Annotated in this window: 21 protein-coding genes; 10 read left to right on the top strand and 11 right to left on the bottom strand. The window is 62.2% G+C overall.

What is annotated here, in order from left to right; translation table 11 throughout:
* Positions 1-127 precede the first annotated feature (127 nt).
* Entirely contained in the window at positions 128-1,405 is a 1,278-nt protein-coding gene (locus AC07VG_RS32355; protein ID WP_495001734.1) for a serine/threonine transporter, read from the bottom strand.
* A 229-nt stretch (positions 1,406-1,634) separates the two neighbouring features.
* Between AC07VG_RS32355 and AC07VG_RS32350 the strand changes: the two genes are divergently transcribed.
* Positions 1,635-2,180, top strand: a complete 546-nt coding sequence (locus AC07VG_RS32350; RefSeq protein WP_495022488.1) for a DUF4946 domain-containing protein — start codon at positions 1,635-1,637, stop codon at positions 2,178-2,180.
* A gap of 106 nt (positions 2,181-2,286) precedes the next feature.
* On the opposite strand, the gene AC07VG_RS32345 is transcribed toward AC07VG_RS32350, so the two are convergent.
* The 6 genes from AC07VG_RS32345 to galU all read right to left on the bottom strand — a co-directional run bounded on the left by AC07VG_RS32345 (position 2,287) and on the right by galU (position 7,617).
* Complete coding sequence (locus tag AC07VG_RS32345; protein WP_495022487.1) at positions 2,287-2,745, bottom strand: DUF2214 family protein; 459 nt, start codon at positions 2,743-2,745, stop codon at positions 2,287-2,289.
* Between the two features lie 228 nt (positions 2,746-2,973).
* A complete protein-coding gene (locus AC07VG_RS32340) occupies positions 2,974-3,933 on the bottom strand; it encodes a quinone oxidoreductase family protein (protein WP_495001731.1) in 960 nt (319 codons plus the stop codon).
* A gap of 34 nt (positions 3,934-3,967) precedes the next feature.
* A complete protein-coding gene (locus tag AC07VG_RS32335; RefSeq protein WP_084615061.1) occupies positions 3,968-4,141 on the bottom strand; it encodes a DUF1427 family protein in 174 nt (57 codons plus the stop codon).
* Positions 4,142-4,381: 240 nt separating this feature from the next.
* The gene (locus AC07VG_RS32330; RefSeq protein ID WP_495001730.1) at positions 4,382-5,149 is read right to left on the bottom strand and encodes an AraC family transcriptional regulator; all 768 of its coding nucleotides are present in this window, start codon (positions 5,147-5,149) and stop codon (positions 4,382-4,384) included.
* 3 nt (positions 5,150-5,152) lie between these two features.
* Positions 5,153-6,511, bottom strand: coding sequence for a glutathione-disulfide reductase (gorA, locus tag AC07VG_RS32325; protein WP_495001729.1), 1,359 nt, complete (start codon positions 6,509-6,511; stop codon positions 5,153-5,155).
* 266 nt (positions 6,512-6,777) lie between these two features.
* Positions 6,778-7,617: a UTP--glucose-1-phosphate uridylyltransferase GalU gene (gene galU / locus AC07VG_RS32320; RefSeq protein WP_100943795.1), complete on the bottom strand. Its 840-nt coding sequence runs from the start codon at positions 7,615-7,617 to the stop codon at positions 6,778-6,780.
* Between the two features lie 277 nt (positions 7,618-7,894).
* Here galU and AC07VG_RS32315 point away from each other — a divergent pair, with 277 nt between their 5' ends.
* Positions 7,895-8,083, top strand: coding sequence for a hypothetical protein (locus tag AC07VG_RS32315; RefSeq protein ID WP_495001728.1), 189 nt, complete (start codon positions 7,895-7,897; stop codon positions 8,081-8,083).
* 8 nt (positions 8,084-8,091) lie between these two features.
* Positions 8,092-8,373 carry a hypothetical protein gene (locus tag AC07VG_RS32310; RefSeq protein WP_495001727.1) on the top strand — a complete coding sequence of 94 codons (282 nt, stop codon included), beginning with the start codon at positions 8,092-8,094 and terminating at the stop codon, positions 8,371-8,373.
* A gap of 16 nt (positions 8,374-8,389) precedes the next feature.
* Here AC07VG_RS32310 and AC07VG_RS32305 read toward each other — a convergent pair whose 3' ends face one another.
* A complete protein-coding gene (locus tag AC07VG_RS32305) occupies positions 8,390-8,746 on the bottom strand; it encodes a hypothetical protein (RefSeq protein ID WP_495001726.1) in 357 nt (118 codons plus the stop codon).
* Positions 8,747-8,955: 209 nt separating this feature from the next.
* On the opposite strand from AC07VG_RS32305, the gene AC07VG_RS32300 reads away from it, so the two are divergent.
* From AC07VG_RS32300 to alkB, 3 genes are read left to right on the top strand one after another with little or no spacing between them, the layout of a single operon-like run.
* On the top strand, positions 8,956-9,261 hold the full coding sequence (locus AC07VG_RS32300; RefSeq protein ID WP_100943791.1) for a DUF1883 domain-containing protein: 306 nt from the start codon (positions 8,956-8,958) through the stop codon (positions 9,259-9,261).
* A gap of 39 nt (positions 9,262-9,300) precedes the next feature.
* On the top strand, positions 9,301-9,477 hold the full coding sequence (locus tag AC07VG_RS32295) for a hypothetical protein (RefSeq protein ID WP_495001725.1): 177 nt from the start codon (positions 9,301-9,303) through the stop codon (positions 9,475-9,477).
* Between the two features lie 19 nt (positions 9,478-9,496).
* Entirely contained in the window at positions 9,497-10,153 is a 657-nt protein-coding gene (gene alkB / locus AC07VG_RS32290) for a DNA oxidative demethylase AlkB (protein WP_495001724.1), read from the top strand.
* Between the two features lie 11 nt (positions 10,154-10,164).
* Here the strand turns inward: alkB and acuI are convergent, their stop codons facing one another.
* The 3 genes from acuI to AC07VG_RS32275 are packed head-to-tail and all read right to left on the bottom strand — an operon-like array spanning position 10,165 to position 12,347.
* Positions 10,165-11,148, bottom strand: coding sequence for an acrylyl-CoA reductase (NADPH) (gene acuI, locus AC07VG_RS32285; RefSeq protein WP_495001723.1), 984 nt, complete (start codon positions 11,146-11,148; stop codon positions 10,165-10,167).
* Between the two features lie 46 nt (positions 11,149-11,194).
* Entirely contained in the window at positions 11,195-11,830 is a 636-nt protein-coding gene (acuR, locus tag AC07VG_RS32280; RefSeq protein WP_495022486.1) for an acrylate utilization transcriptional regulator AcuR, read from the bottom strand.
* Positions 11,831-11,888: 58 nt separating this feature from the next.
* Entirely contained in the window at positions 11,889-12,347 is a 459-nt protein-coding gene (locus tag AC07VG_RS32275) for a GyrI-like domain-containing protein (RefSeq protein WP_495001721.1), read from the bottom strand.
* A gap of 187 nt (positions 12,348-12,534) precedes the next feature.
* Here AC07VG_RS32275 and AC07VG_RS32270 point away from each other — a divergent pair, with 187 nt between their 5' ends.
* The 4 genes from AC07VG_RS32270 to modC all read left to right on the top strand — a co-directional run bounded on the left by AC07VG_RS32270 (position 12,535) and on the right by modC (position 16,330).
* Positions 12,535-13,599 carry an NAD(P)H-dependent flavin oxidoreductase gene (locus AC07VG_RS32270; RefSeq protein WP_495022485.1) on the top strand — a complete coding sequence of 355 codons (1,065 nt, stop codon included), beginning with the start codon at positions 12,535-12,537 and terminating at the stop codon, positions 13,597-13,599.
* Between the two features lie 190 nt (positions 13,600-13,789).
* Positions 13,790-14,557 (top strand): molybdate ABC transporter substrate-binding protein, encoded by a 768-nt coding sequence (gene modA, locus AC07VG_RS32265; protein ID WP_495001719.1) that lies wholly within the window; start codon positions 13,790-13,792, stop codon positions 14,555-14,557.
* A complete protein-coding gene (modB, locus tag AC07VG_RS32260; RefSeq protein WP_495001718.1) occupies positions 14,558-15,238 on the top strand; it encodes a molybdate ABC transporter permease subunit in 681 nt (226 codons plus the stop codon). It abuts the gene before it with no gap.
* A 3-nt stretch (positions 15,239-15,241) separates the two neighbouring features.
* Positions 15,242-16,330, top strand: a complete 1,089-nt coding sequence (gene modC / locus AC07VG_RS32255) for a molybdenum ABC transporter ATP-binding protein (RefSeq protein WP_495001717.1) — start codon at positions 15,242-15,244, stop codon at positions 16,328-16,330.
* Positions 16,331-16,389: the final 59 nt, after the last annotated feature.

Genomic DNA, 16,389 nt, shown 5'->3' with positions numbered 1-16,389 from the left:
ACATAGATGCAACCGGGTAGCAGTGTTCAAAAGCGTGTTGACAGGGTGGGCGAGTCCATACATAGGAGCCGGCTTGCTGGCGCCTACAGGGGATCGCGTTCCGCCCGTAGACAGAACGCGCATCGAATCAAGCCGACAACGAATAGATCAACGCCGAAATCGCCACCAAGCCCACCAGCGTGACGAACACGTTGGACATCTGCCCCGAGTACTGCCGCATTGCCGGCACCCGCCGAATCGCGTACATCGGCATCAGGAACAGCAGCGCCGCGATGATCGGCCCGCCGAGGGTCTCGATCATGCCGAGAATGCTCGGGTTCAAGGTCGCCACCAGCCAGCAGACCACCAGCATGAAGGCCGCCGTCATCCGGTCCAGAGCCTTGGCGCCCGGCTTGCGGCCACTCTTGGCGACCAAGCCCTTGAGGCCCTCGCTGGCCCCGATGTAGTGTCCCAGGAAGGACTTGGAAATGGCCACGAAAGCAATCAACGGTGCCGCGAAGGCGATGGTCGGGTTGCTGAAGTGGTTGGCCAGGTACGACAGGATCGACAGGTTCTGCGCCTTGGCTTCGGCCAACTGCGCCGGCGACAGGGTCAGCACGCAACTGAAGACGAAGAACATCACCATCACCACCATCAACAGGTGGGCCCGCGACAGGATCTGCGTACTGCGCTCCTCGGCGTGGGCGCCATAACGGCGCTTCTGGTCAACCGCGAAGGCCGAGATGATCGGCGAATGGTTGAAGGAGAACACCATCACCGGAATCGCCAGCCACAAGGTGTGCAGCAAGGCCGACGGCTCGGGCGGGTTGCCGGCCGTGGTGAGGATGCCGCCGTTCCAGTGCGGGACCAGGTAAACCGCCAGGAACAGCAAGGCGACGATAAACGGATACACCATCAGGCTCATGGCCTTGACGATCACCTGCTCGCCGCAACGCACCACCACCAGCAGGCCGAGGATCAGCATCAGCGACAGCAGTGCCCGGGGCGGCGGCACCAGGTGCAGCTGGTGCTCAAGGAAACTGCCGACGGTATTGGTCAGGGCCACGCTGTAGATCAGCAGGATCGGGAAGATCGCAAAGAAATACAGCAAGGTGATCAGTGCCCCGGCCTTGATCCCGAAATGCTCTTCCACCACTTCGGTGATGTCCGCGCCCTCGCGCCCGGAGAGCACGAAACGGGTCAGGCCACGGTGGGCGTAGAAGGTCATGGGGAACGCCAGCACCGCCAGGACCAGCAACGGCCAGAAGCCGCCCAGCCCCGCGTTGATCGGCAGGAACAAGGTGCCCGCGCCGATGGCCGTGCCAAACAGGCCCAGCATCCAGGTGGTGTCTTGGCGGTTCCAGTTGCTCAGTGCAACGGGGGCCGATTCATAGCGTTCGTCGACGCTGTTGGCCTGGTCATTCATCCGGTCGAATCTCCGTTAGCCGGTCATTACCACGCGACCGGGGCGGATAAAAAGCATGTCACTGGCAGCGCCCCGGCCATAAGAGGGGCGCGATTGTCCGGGATTAAGCTTAAGAAGCAAAGGGTTAGCTGAGTAACGGTCGATTGCTCGCGCAGTTTTATCAGCCATCGCCCACGGAGTATTGATACACTGTAACAATCAATTCCAGACTCTCGATCAGTGCCTTCCCATGACCTCTGTGCAATGTCGTGCCTGTTTTACCGTCCTTCTCCTGCTCCTGGGCAGTTTGTCGGCCCTGGCTGACGATCTGATCATCACCTGGCCCGGCGACTGGGAGGTGCAGACCCTGCCCCCGGCCCAGAACGCGGCGGGCGAAGTGATCAGCGGCCTGCGCCAGCGCGCGGTGAAGAACGATGCCAATGGCGACCCGTTGATGGTCATGGAGTTGACCGAGTCGGCGCTCAATCCCGGCCATGAAGTCAACCTCCCCGGGGTGTTGCTGGAGATGCGCAAGGCGGTCCAGAAGAACTTTGTCGAGCGCGGTTTCATGAGTGTCTGCAACCGCATTCACGACAGCACGCTGGGCGGCATGGCCGCGGTGGAAACCACCTGCACCATCACCCAGAACGGCGCTCACGTGATGACCCAGACCCTGGTGGCCGCGGCCCGCGATGGCAAGGCCTACTCCTTGCTCTATGCCGGTTCCGCGGACGGCTACAAGAGCGTCGAGCCGGTGGTCAACGGCATCCGCGCGAGTTTGCGCCTGCAGCCCTGATATCCCCCTGTGGGCCGGCTTGCCGGCGATGGCGGTCGAACAGGCATGCAAGATTCACCGGCCTCATCGCCAGCAAGTCAGTTCCTACAAAGATAGTGTGGCCCCTCTATCCGACCAGGAATCCCCGGGCCATGCCACTGGCGGCAATCACGATCAGCATGATCAGCAGCGCTTCGATATGGCTGATCCGGGCGAATAGCCGGGCGCGACCGATATCGATGACCGCGCCCTTCTTCTGGGCGATACGCCATTTGATCAAGTTGATCATCGGCGCCAGCTCCAGCAGCAGGACAATCACGAACAAGGTCAGCTTGAGGTGGAACAGCGGCTGGTGCAGGTAGTAATCCGTGCCTTTCTCGAAACCAGCGAAAGCCCGCAGGCCACCCGTCACCAGCAGGACCCCGGCGCTGATGCCCCAGAGGTTGTCCCAGATAAACACCTGCCGCAGCTCGGCCGGGCTGGTGCCGGTGAGGCGGCGTAAAGCCCCGCCACGTCCGAATACCGCCGCCAGGGCGATACCAAACGCCAGAAGATGAAGTGCGGCCAGGGACCAGTGAGCGAACATCGGGTTGTCTCCTTGAATGAGCAAGACAGTTGTAGCTCAAGCCGCCGATATTTGCGCAGGGATCTGGCCCCCTGGGAATGGACCGTTTGGAATGAGACCTGTAGGAGCCGGCTTGCTGGCAATGAGGCCAGTGAGCCTTGCATCGCCTGATCGGCCGCCATCGCCAGCCAGCCGGCGCCTACAGGTTTGTGGCGTTTTCAAGTCCCCACGACAACGCGTGCAACAACCTCAAGGCAGCAGGATCACCTTGTCACTGCCGCCCTGATTAACCTCGGCATAACGCGCCAGGCCCTCGGACAGCGGCGACTCCAGCAACCCTGTCGGCAGTTCCAGCAAGCCCTCGTCAAAGAAGCGCCCGAACTGCTCGAGCATCCGCGCGCAGGCCTCGGTGCCATACAGCAGCGAGTTGATCCCAACCACCGAACCGCCCTTGCGATACAGCGCCAGGGCCGGCAACTGCACATGACCGTCTACCGGTGCGGCGATGATCGCGATCCGGCCGAAGGGCGCCAGGGCCGTCACGGCCGCTGGCAGCCAGAAACCCGTGGTGTCGAAGATCACATCGGCGCCACCGGGAAAGACGCCGTTGACCGAAGCCGCCAGGTCTTCCGGCTGGTCCAGTTGAATGGCGTCAAAACCCTTGTCCCGCAGCGCCTTGACCTGCTCCGCGCGCCGTACCGCGCCCAACACCCGCGCCCCGCGAATCTTCGCCAGGGCCAGCGCGGCGCTGCCGACGGCGCCATTGGCACCGATTACCAACAAGCGCGTGTCGGCCTTCACCAGACTGCGCTCCAGGGCGTCCCAGGCGGTGGTGAACGGCACGCCGAGGCTGGCGGCCTGGGCGAAGCTCAAGTGCGTCGGTTTGATCGCCACGCCACTGGCGGGCAAGGTCAGGTATTGGGCATGGGAACCGTCGCCGGTAAACCCCAACTCCTTGCCAGTGCCCCAGACTTCCTGGCCGAGCAACGATTGCGGTCCTTCGATCACCACACCGGCAAAGTCCCGACCGGGAATCCGCGGCAATGTCGTGTAGGAGAAACGCCCGAGCACATTTTTCACATCGCTGGGGTTCAGGCCGGCCGCCTTGATCTGCACCAGGACTTCACCGGCAGCCGGCACAGGGGTGAGCACGTCGACCAGTTGCAGGGCCGAGAGATCGCCGGTTTTCGCAAATTGCAGGGCTTTCATGAAATACGCATCCAGTCAGAAAAAAACGTGGGATTCAGGACAGCCAGCCGGCGACCAGTTGCTTGCCCAGGGGCCAGGCCTTTTCGCCCAGTTGCATGCCCAACAGGCCGACCAGGGCCACGGCGGGCGGTGCCGGGGAACGGAAGTCGAGCCCGCCGTAAAGCAGGCCGACGGCGATGCCGATAGCGAGAGAGATAAGGTAGCTCATGATCAACGCCGGGCTCGATGAGGGAATACCCAGAGTCTATGACCGGCAAAGCGTGGGCGTCGGTCAAAGGCTTCTGTATTTCGGCCAAAGCGCTTACGTAACTTGTAGGAGCGAGTTTGCTCGCGATGGACGTCAACGATAACGCGGAAAACCTGATACCCCGCGGTGCCCGGACCACCATCGCGAGCAAGCTCGCTCCTACAGGGGCAGACCGTACGCGTTATTGTTGGAGGGCAGTCGCTAGCTCGCCGGATAGTGGGATGGAGCCACGCCCAGTGCACGCCGGAACATATCGCTGAAGCTGCTGGGCGAATACCCCAACTCCCGAGCGATACGACTGACCGGCACGCCCTGGATCAGCTCCACCACGGCCGTCGCCAATTGCACCTGGCGCCGCCATTCGGCAAAGCCCATGCCCAACTCGCCCTGAAACAAGCGCGCCAAGGTCCGCACGCTGGCCCCGGCCGATTGCGCGTGCTGCTCGAAAGAAATATCCAACGACGGTGCGCTCATGACTGCCTGGCACAGGTTCATCAGCCGACGGTCACTGTCCGACGGCATCGGAACTTTCAGAAACGCACGCCGCGCCCGCTTCAGCTCCAGCAGCGCCAGGTTGACCAGCGTTTCGTAATAGTCACCCTGGGGATCCTCGGCCAACGCCACCAACTGCACGATCAACTCGCGCAGCAGCCCGCCGACCTCGATCACCTGGACCGTGTCTTCGAGGGTTTCGGCCAACGTCGGACGTAGATAGATATTGCGCATCTGCAGGTCCGACACCACCCGGATCCCGTGGGGAACGCCGGGCGGCAACCACACCGCGCGCTGCGGAGGGACCGCCAGGGCCTCGTGGGGCGTCTCGACCCACATCACCCCCGACATCGCATAGAGCAACTGGCCCCAGACATGCGCGTGGGGCTCGATAAACAAGCCCCGCGGGTAAGTCCGGGCCAGGGGTTGCAGCGGCCTGTCGGTGTCGCTCAGGTCCGGCGGTGTAGCCAGCGCCATGGTTCAGCCAGCAACCGGTGTGCGCAGGGTGACGAACTCTTCAGCCGCCGTCGGATGCACACCGATGGTTTCGTCAAAATGCTGCTTGGTGGCGCCAGCTTTCAAGGCAATGGCCAGCCCTTGGATGATTTCCCCGGCCTCCGGCCCGACCATGTGGCAACCCAGCACCTTGTCGGTCTTGGCGTCCACCACCAACTTCATCAGGGTCCGCTCCTGGCACTCGGTCAGGGTCAGCTTCATCGGCCGGAAGCGGCTTTCGAAGATCTGCACCTCGTGGCCCTGCTCCCGCGCCTGCTCTTCGCTCAGGCCGACGGTACCGATATTCGGCAGGCTGAAGACCGCCGTCGGAATCATCGCGTAGTCCACCGGACGATACTGTTCGGGCTTGAACAGACGCCGGGCCACCGCCATGCCTTCGGCCAGGGCCACCGGGGTCAGTTGCACACGACCGATGACATCGCCCAGGGCAAGGATCGACGGTTCGCTGGTCTGGTATTGCTCGTCGACCTGGATAAAGCCGTTCTTGTCCAGCTTCACCGCAGTGTTTTCCAGGCCCAGGTTGTCCAGCATCGGCCGTCGGCCGGTGGCGTAGAAGATACAATCGGCCTCCAGCTCGCGACCGTCCTTGAGGGTGGCCTTGAGGCTGCCGTCGGCCTGTTTGTCGATCCGCTCGATATCGGCGTTGAAGTTCAGGCCCAGGCCGCGCTTGGTCAGTTCTTCCTGCAGGTGACGGCGCACCGAACCGTCAAAACCGCGCAGAAACAGGTCGCCGCGATAGAGCAGTTGGGTCTTGGCGCCCAGCCCGTGGAAGATCCCGGCAAACTCAACGGCAATGTAGCCGCCGCCGACCACCAGGATGCGCTTGGGCAGTTCCTTGAGGAAGAAGGCTTCATTGGAACTGATGGCGTGTTCGCTGCCGGGGATATCCGGAATCTGCGGCCAGCCGCCAGTGGCGATCAGGATGTGCCTGGCGCTGTAGCGTTGGCCGTTGACTTCGACCTGATGCGGATCCACCAGCTTGCCGTGGCCTTCGAGCAAGGTCACGCCGCTGTTGACCAGCAAGCTGCGGTAGATGTCATTGAGGCGATGAATTTCCTTGTCCTTGTTGGCGATCAGGGTCGCCCAGTCGAAGTCCGCCTCACCCAGTGACCAGCCAAAGCCCTGGGCCTGCTCGAAGTCCTCGGCGAAATGCGCGCCGTACACCAGGAGTTTTTTCGGCACACAGCCAACGTTGACGCAGGTCCCGCCCAGATAGCGGCTTTCGACCACCGCCACCTTGGCGCCAAACCCGGCGGCAAACCGCGCCGCACGCACACCGCCGGAACCGGCGCCAATCACAAACAGGTCAAAATCGTAGGCCATTTCAATCTCCTCGGCAGGTGCACAGCATACCCGCTGTAGCCTTCTGGGTCAGCGTCAGGAGTCTATAAGGGCATTCAGATGAAATATAAAACGGTAGGCGCGAGCTTGCTCGCGAAAGAGAGCCGCCGCACCGCACCCCGTCAGCTCGCCCGCGTCATCGTTGGCCATTTTTTCGCGAGCAAGCTCGCGCCTACAAGAAGCCTGGAAGCAGCGCCCATAAAAAAGCCACCGTGAGGTGGCTTTTTTCTATAAAACAACAGGCCTTATCAGTAAGCCTTGCCCGTCTTGTAGAAGTGCTCAAAGCAGAAGTTGGTGGCTTCGATGTAGCCTTCAGCGCCACCGCAGTCGAAACGCTTGCCTTTGAACTTGTAGGCAATCACGCAACCGTCCTGGGCCTGTTTCATCAGGGCGTCGGTGATCTGGATCTCGCCACCCTTGCCTGGCTCGGTCTGTTCGATCAGGGCGAAGATGTCCGGGGTCAGGATGTAACGACCGATGATCGCCAGGTTCGACGGTGCATCTTCCGGCTTCGGCTTCTCGACCATGTTGCGTACGCGGTACAGGTCGTCGCCGATCAGGTCGCCGGCAATCACGCCGTACTTGTTGGTTTCCTGCGGATCGACTTCCTGGATCGCGACGATGGTGCAGCGATACTGCTTGTACAGCTTGACCATCTGGGTCAGGACGCCGTCGCCTTCGAGGTTGACGCACAGGTCGTCCGCCAGTACCACGGCGAAGGGTTCGTCACCGATCAATGGACGGCCGGTCAGGATCGCGTGACCCAGGCCTTTCATTTCGGTCTGACGGGTGTAGGAGAACGAGCACTCGTCCAGCAGTTTGCGGATACCGACCAGGTATTTTTCCTTGTCGGTGCCCTTGATCTGGTTTTCCAGCTCGTAGCTGATGTCGAAGTGGTCTTCCAGCGCGCGCTTGCCGCGACCGGTCACGATCGAGATCTCGGTCAAGCCGGCGTCCAGCGCTTCCTCGACGCCGTACTGGATCAGTGGCTTGTTCACCACCGGCAGCATTTCTTTGGGCATGGCTTTAGTCGCTGGGAGGAAGCGAGTACCGTAACCGGCTGCTGGGAACAAGCATTTCTTGATCATATAAGTCCTTGAAAGGGCGGTGTGTACAAGTTTCGGCGCAGTCTAATCAGGCAGCGGCCACCTTACAATGCCCGGCTGATAGCAGACTGACGCCAACATAGAGAAACCTGACGGCAGATAGTTCCGGGATTGTGTCAAATATTGCTACATCTGGCGCTCACCGAGCGGGTCAATCGTCGGTCTTTGTGCTTCGGCCATCAACTCTAGCGGCTATTGACGGTTTATGCCTTGATCTGAGCTATCATCAGCACCTTTCATCAGCCCATGAGACAGATCGATGTCGGCAGCAAAGAACGTGAACGGTTACCTGATCAATCAAGCAAAAGACGGCCAGTGGTGGCTGACCGGTGCCGATGGCGAACCGGTCGCCGGCCCCTTTCCGAGCGAAACACTGGCCATTGAAGTGGCCTCGGTCTTCGAAGATACCCCCGCCCCCGCCGCCCGGCGTCGTGGCAACAAGGACTGAATACCGGCATGAACAAATTCCTGGTATTGATTGCGCTGCTGGCCCTGGGCGGCTGCGCCACGGCGTCCAAGACCTACCTGAACAACGGCCAGCAGGGCCTGGCCATCGACTGTTCGGGCGAAGCCATGTCCTGGGCCAAGTGCTATGAGAAGGCCGATGCCTCCTGTGCCGGTACCGGCTACACCATCGTCGGCACCGATGGCACCCCCTCGCCCAAGGAAAGCGACAAGACCCTGGGCATCGATGTCGGCAATTTCAAAAGCCGCACAGTGACGGTGGTGTGTAAATAGCCAGGCGCCAGGTGCTTCAGCCTGAAATACAGTGCTCCGCCGCATCGAGCACGGCTCGCGAGCGCAACGGGAAATTCGACATGCTCTCGAAGACCTTGATGCTGCTGCCGCTGGAGCGCTCCTCGATAAACAGCACCGCCGACGGATGGGTGGAAAAACGGTCACGCACGATCACCTTGACCCCGTCCTTGTGATAAGGCTCGATCAATGAAGGCCCACGGTCCTTGGCCAGCCGCGAATCGAAGCACTGCGCATAGGCCATGGGCTTCTTGCCGGAGATCACGGCCATCGTCGGCGGTGACTGCTCGATATCCGATACATTCGCGCATCCGCTCATGACCAGAGCAACCAATGCCCACACACCCCACTTCATAAGCAAATCTCCGACAAAGACGGTAGGACAGCGTCCGGGCGATTTTTCTCCCGCGCCCAAGGATTTAATCCAAACTTTATGGCGACAAGGCTACGCAATCCGTCAGACTGGGAGGCGTAGCGGTCGAATAAATCGGCTACCGTGCTAAAAACACCCTGTTCCACATGCTATCTTTTTGATTTTGTAGAAAAAGCCTTCTGGAGACGCCCTTGAAATTCATCCACCAGCGCGAGCACCTCAACGAAGACGACATCGTCGTGATCGAATGCTCCCAGACGTGCAACATCCGCCTGATGAACGACGCCAACTTTCGCAGCTTCAAGAATGGCGGTCGTCACACTTACCACGGCGGCGCATTTGATACCTTTCCGGCGAAAATCACCATCCCGAGCACCGGTTTCTGGAACATTACCATTGATACCGTGGTGACCAAGCGCGCCATCAGCGTCACCCGCAAGCCGAACCTGACGCACTCGATTCGCATCATCCGTCGTTCCAGCTCGAAACTGCGCTGAATCGCCACCGCTGTCCATCTTCTCGTTACTGGAATCGCCGTGAACACCACACCCACCACCAAATACGTCATCAAATACAAGCTCAACGGTGAGCGTCGCTTCGAATTCGCCCAACTGGAAAACGGCAGCGACGAACAAGCCCTGGCCGCGCTGAAAGCCATTCATGGTGACAGTGACGCGGTCATCAGCGACGTGAAAGCCAGCAAGGCGCTGTAAGAACGCGCGACCGTCTGCCATGACCCTCGACCTGTTTGCCGACGCCGACCTGCAGCAACCCGAACGCTTCGAAGCCATCGGCGCACAGTCCTGCGTGCTGCGCGGCTTTGCCCTGCCCTGGGTCGAGCGTCTGCTGCCGGCCCTGGCCGAGGTGCTGGAACAGGCGCCGTTTCGGCAGATGGTCACCCCGGGCGGCTTTACCATGTCCGCCAGCTTGAGCAGTTGCGGCACATGGGGCTGGACCACCGACCGCGACGGCTACCGTTACACCCGCGTCGACCCGCAGAGCGGCCGGCCTTGGCCAGCAATGCCCGAGGTGTTCCGCCAACTGGCGCTGGAGGCGGCCCAGGCCGCGGGCTTTGCACACTTTTGTGCCGATGCCTGCCTGATCAATCGCTATTTGCCAGGGGCGAAGATGTCCCTGCACCAGGACCGCAACGAGCGCGACTTCAGCGCGCCCGTGGTCTCGGTCTCACTGGGCCTGCCGGCGATCTTCCTGTTTGGCGGCCATGAACGCAGCGACAAATCCCAACGCACCCCGCTGTTTCACGGCGATGTCGTGGTCTGGGGCGGCGTCGACCGACTGCGCTTTCATGGCGTCCTGCCGATCAAGGAAGGTCACCACCCACAGATGGGGGCCGAACGCCTCAACTTCACCTTGCGCAGCGCCGGTTAGCCGCCTGTGGCTTAGCGGTTGACGTCCACCACCACCCGGCCGCGCACCTGCCCGGCGAGCAATCGCGGTGCTAGTTCAAGCGCCTCGCTCAGACTGATTTCCTGGCTGATCAGCGCCAGCAGCCCACGGTCGAGATCTTTTGCCAGGCGCTCCCAGGCGAGGATTCGTTGCGCCTTGGGTTGCGTCACGCTGTTGATCCCGGCCAGGGTCACGCCGCGCAGAATGAAGGGGGCCACCGAGGCCGGAAAGTCCATGCCCTGGGCCAGGCCGCAAGCGGCCACCGTGCCGTTGGCGCGGATACCGGCGCAGACGTTGGCCAGGGTGTGACTGCCCACCGAATCGATAGCGGCCGCCCAACGCTCTTTCGCCAGTGGTTTGCCCGGCTGCGACAGGGTCTCGCGATCGATGATCTCGGCCGCGCCCAGCTGTTGCAGGTAGGCATGCTCGGCGGTACGTCCGGTCGAGGCCACCACCCGATAGCCCAGCCGCGCGAGCAAGGCCACGGCAAAACTGCCGACGCCGCCGTTGGCCCCGGTCACCAGCACATCGCCCTGATCCGGCGTCAGGCCATTGCGCTCCAGGGCCAGGATGCTGAGCATGGCGGTGAAACCCGCGGTGCCGATGGCCATGGTCTGCGCCGGGGTGAAGCCCGCTGGCATCGGGATCAACCAGTCACCGTTGAGCCGGGCTTTCTGCGCCAGGCCACCCCAATGCCCTTCGCCGACACCCCAGCCATTGAGCAGCACCCCATCGCCGACCCGATAATCGGCGTGACTGCTCTGCTCCACCGTTCCCACCAGATCAATACCCGGCACCATCGGAAACTGTCGCACCACCGGGCTTGCGCCGGTGATTGCCAAGCCATCCTTGAAATTCAAGGTGCTGTAGGCCACCCGCACCGTCACATTGCCTTCCGGCAACTGAGCCTCGCTGATGGACGCCAGGTTGGCCCGATAACCGTCCGCGTCCTTTTCGATCAAGATGCCACTGAACATGCTTGCCTCCAATTTAGACCGATCGCCTAGAAATAAACCCAAAAAATCAACCTGCCAGACTGCGTACAAATCCCTGCATGAAAATTTCCAACGGTGCATCGCTGCGCACCAGCCGGGCGCGCAATACCGCACCTTCCCAGCCGATCCAGAAAAAACTCGCCAAGGCCTCGCAATCCGCATCCGCCGCCAACTCGCCCGCGGCTTGCGCCGCTTGCAAACAGCGTGACAGACGCAACTCCCAACTGCGAAACACCGCCTCCAGCTGCTCGCGGTAACTGTCCGGCAACAGCGTCACTTCCTGCCCGAGATTGCCCACCAGGCAACCGCGACGAAATTCATGCCGGGCCATGCCGGCCTTGGCCTCGTCGACAAAACCGCGCAGGCGCTGCAACGGCGCCATGGACTCGTCCAGCAGCCAGCGGTCGAGCTTACGGGCAAAATACCCGGCGTAACTCTCAAGCACTGCCTGGCCAAACGCTTCCTTGCTGTCGAAGTAATGGTAGAACGAGCCCTTGGGCACCCCCACCCGCTTGAGCACGGTATCGATCCCCGTGGCCATGAAACCTTGCTCGGTGAGGATCTCGGTGCCGCAACGAATCAGCATCTCGCGGGTTTGCAGGTTCTCCCGGGGGATCTTCGGCGGACGGCCAGGCTTGCGCGGTGCAGGGGTTATCGAGGTCATGGAGACAATATAGACCGACTGACTACAAAATACATACGACCAAAGATAGAGTCCCGGCTCAATCGACGACGCCGATATACACCGCCACGCTGTCAGGCCCGGTATAGACTTCGAAATCCGTGGCAAAACGGCGCTGCCCGGGATGCTGCTCGAAGTAGGACCAGATCCGGCCCCAGGTGTCGATCACGGTTTGCGGCATGGCACCACGGCCCTCGAAGACCAGGTAGGGACCCGCCTGTACCAGCAGCGTCTTATAGCCCGGTGCGGGCGCGCTGACCGCCACCGCGGCCGTCACATCGAAATAGCCGCTGGCATCGGATTCGTAACCGGAATAGACGCCATACACCGGCGAGTCGGGCTGCCGGGTACTGATGCGCTCGGCCAATCCCTCGGCGAAAAAGCTGCCCCACAGCCCGCCGATCCTTGCCGTCCGAGGTTGCTGTTCATCCTGATTGCGGGTGCGGACCTGTGGGCCGGAGACCTGGAAAGCCGCCACTTCCATGCGTTTCACATCCATCTGAATTGTGCTCCTGAGCGGGTGTTTTGAAGTGCGACAACTTTAGGTGGATTCTGCGGCGCCGTCACCCGGGAGCATTTTTTGCGTATGCAAATAAGACGGCCGCTGGCCTTGCAGACCTTATTCCTGATACAAACCAGCCCTGTTCTCGTCGTTATCCTTTTATCTGCCCCGGAGAAAAGTCGTCATGAGCACCTGGCCTGATACCCGTATTCTTGACCTGTTCGGCATCGACCTCCCGATCATCCAGGGGCCGCTGGCCGGGGCGACCACGTCCTCCATGATGATCGGCGTGGCCCGGGCCGGCGGCCTCGCCTCCCTGCCGTGCGCCATGCTGACCCCGGAGCAGATTCGCCAGGAAGTGCAGGTGTTTCGCAGCGCGACCCAGGCGCCATTGAACGTCAACTTCTTCTGCCACCAACCGCCGGCTTCGGACCCCGAACGGGAAAAACGCTGGAAAGAGCGCCTGGCGCCCTACTACCGTGAACTGGGGGTGGACTTCAATGCGCCGACGCCGGTGTCCAGCCGTGCGCCCTTCGATGAAACCAGCTGCCAACTGGTGGAAGAGCTGCAGCCGGAGATCGTCAGTTTCCACTTCGGCCTGCCGCCCGAGGCCCTGCTCAAGCGGGTGAAGGCCACCGGCGCAACGATTATCGGCTGCGCCACCACCGTGGATGAAGCGCGCTGGCTGGAAGAACGCGGCTGCCACGCGATCATCGCCATGGGCAATGAAGCCGGCGGCCATCGCGGCATTTTCCTCAGCAACGACCTCAACACCCAGGTCGGCACCATTGCCCTGGTGCCGCAGATCGCCGATGCGGTGGATGCTCCGGTGATTGCCGCCGGCGGTATCGGCGACGGCCGTGGCATCGCGGCGGCCTTTATGCTCGGGGCCTCGGCGGTACAGCTAGGGACGGCCTATCTGTTCACCCCGGAGGCCAAGATCTCGGCCTCGCATCACCAGGCGCTGCGCAGCGCGAAGGAAAGCGAGACGGCCCTGACCAACCTGTTCACCGGCCGGCCGGCGCGGGGCATCATGAACCGGGTGATGCGCGAACTGGGGCCGATCAGCGATATGGCGCCGGCGTTTCCCCTGGCCGGCGGCGCGTTGCTGCCACTGCGGGCCAAGGGCGAGGCGGACTTCAGCAACCTGTGGTCGGGCCAGGCGTTGCGCCTGGGCGTGGAATTGCCGGCCGAGGCATTGACCCGGCAGTTGGCGGAACGGGCCCAGACGATCTTGAAAGGACGGTAACGAACTGCGCGGATCGGCCCTAATGTCGTTCAGCCAAGGAAGCCTGAACGGCATTAGGGCATGCCCACTCGCCACAGGAATAGAATCGCTATATATTTATTTATATAGCGATTCATCCCTCTAAGCGCCGCGCACGTCTTATAACAAGCGGTGCATTTACCTGTCCCTTTCCTTTGAACGGAGCCGCTTCATGATCATTCGTGCCTCACGCTTTGCCCCGACTTGTCTGGCCGCCCTGCTCAGCGTAGTTGCTTTCAGCGCAGCCCAGGCCGCTGAAGTCCAGGTGGCTGTCGCGGCCAACTTCACCGCGCCGATCCAGGCCATCGCCGCTGACTTCGAGAAAGACACTGGCCACAAGCTGGTCGCGGCCTACGGCGCCACCGGCCAGTTCTACACCCAGATCAAGAACGGCGCACCGTTCGAAGTGTTCCTCGCCGCCGACGACAGCACCCCCGCCAAGCTGGAAAAAGAAGGCGATATCGTCGCCGGCTCGCGCTTCACCTACGCCACCGGCACCCTGGCCCTGTGGTCGGCCAAGGACGCTTACGTCGACGCCAAGGGCCAGGTGCTCAAGGACAACCAGTATCAGCATCTGTCGATCGCCGACCCGAAAGCCGCGCCTTACGGCCTGGCCGCCACCCAGGTCCTGGCCAAACTGGGCCTGACCGACAAGGTCAAGGACAAGCTGGTCACCGGCCAGAACATCACCCAGGCCTACCAGTTCGTCTCCACCGGCAATGCCGAGCTGGGTTTTGTCGCCCTGTCGCAGATCTACAAGGACGGCAAGGTCACCAGCGGTTCGGCGTGGATCGTCCCGGCCGATATGCATGAGGCCATCAAGCAGGACGCGGTGATTCTGGCCAAGGGCAAGGACAACGCCGCCGCCAAGGCGCTGGTCGAGTACCTGAAAGGCCCGAAAGCCGCCGCCATCATCAAGTCCTATGGCTATCAGCTCTAAATGCCGCTCTTGAGTGCCGACTTCACCGCCATCTGGCTGACCCTGAAACTGGCGTCCCTGGTCACGCTGATTCTGTTGCTGATCGGCACTCCGATTGCGCTCTGGCTGGCCCGTACCCGCTCCTGGCTGCGCGGACCGGTCGGCGCGCTGGTGGCGCTGCCGCTGGTGCTGCCGCCGACGGTGATCGGCTTCTACCTGCTGCTCGCCTTCGGTCCCCACGGCTTTATCGGCCAGTTCACCCAGTCCATCGGGCTGGGCACCCTCACCTTCAGCTTCACCGGGCTGGTGATCGGCTCGGTGATCTACTCGATGCCCTTTGTCGTGCAGCCGCTGCAAAACGCCTTCAGTGCCATTGGCACTCGCCCATTGGAAGTGGCGGCGACCTTGCGCGCCAATCCCTGGGACACTTTCTTCAGCGTGGTCCTGCCCCTGGCACGACCGGGCTTTATCAGCGCCGCGATTCTCGGCTTCGCCCATACCGTAGGCGAATTCGGCGTGGTCCTGATGATCGGCGGCAATATCCCGGAAAAGACCCGGGTGGTCTCGGTGCAGATCTACGACCACGTCGAGGCCATGGAATACCTCCAGGCCCATTGGCTGGCGGGCGCCATGCTGGTGTTTTCCTTTCTCGTGTTGCTGGCGCTGTACTCGAGCCGCAAGACCAAAATGGGCTGGAGTTGAACCATGACGTCTTCGATACAGGTCCGTCTGCGCCAGAGTTATCCGGACTTTTCCCTGGATCTCGACCTGCAACTGCCCGGCCGTGGCGTCACCGCCCTGTATGGACACTCGGGCTCGGGCAAGACCACCTGCCTGCGCTGTATCGCCGGTCTGGAAAAAGCCCCCGAGGCCTTTATCCAGATCAACGACCAGGTCTGGCAGGACAGCAGCCGCCAATTGTTCGTCCCGCCGCACAAGCGCGCTTTGGGGTATGTGTTCCAGGAAGCCAGCCTGTTCGCGCACCTATCGGTCCGCGCCAACCTGGAATTCGGCCTGCGCCGCATACCCCGCGCCCAACGCCGGGTCGACATGGCCCACGCCACCGGGTTGCTGGGGATCGGCCATTTGCTCGACCGCCAGCCACAGCACCTGTCCGGCGGCGAGCGCCAGCGCATCGGCATTGCCCGGGCGCTGCTCACCAGCCCGCAACTGCTGCTGATGGACGAACCGTTGGCGGCGCTCGACAGCCAGCGCAAGAACGAGATCCTGCCGTACCTCGAGCGCCTGCATGACGAACTGGATATCCCGCTGCTCTATGTCAGTCACTCCCAGGACGAAGTGGCGCGCCTGGCCGACCATATCGTCCTGCTCAGCGAAGGCAAGGCCCTGGCCAGCGGCCCCATCGGCGACACCCTGGCCCGGCTCGACCTGCCCCTGGCCCTGGGCGACGACGCCGGCGTGGTGATCGAGGGCACGGTCAGCGCCTACGACCCCCAATATCAGTTGCTGACCCTGCAATTGCCCGACAGCCTGCTGAACGTACGGGTGGCCCACGCACCGCTGGCCCCGGGCAAGCGTCTGCGCATCAAGATTCAGGCCCGCGACGTCAGCCTCAGCCGGCAACCAGGCGAACACAGCAGCATCCTCAATCTGTTGCCGGTGACCATCACCGGGGAAGCCCCCGCCGACAACAGCGCCCACGTGCTGGTCCGGCTGGAGGCTGCGGGCACGCCGTTGCTGGCGCGGATCACCCGCTACTCGCGCGACCAGCTCAAGCTGGCGCCGGGACAGGCCCTCTGGGCGCAGATCAAATCAGTGGCGGTGCTCGCCTGACGGCAACCGACTTCCCGCAAGGGAGCCGGTGCGTTCTACACTGCTGCTCAGTCCCCCAG

It is taken from the genome of Pseudomonas sp. GW821-FHT03C07, assembly GCF_059420925.1.
The sequence above is the reverse complement of the archived record's forward strand: the minus strand, read 5'-3'. Positions and strand labels throughout refer to the sequence as shown.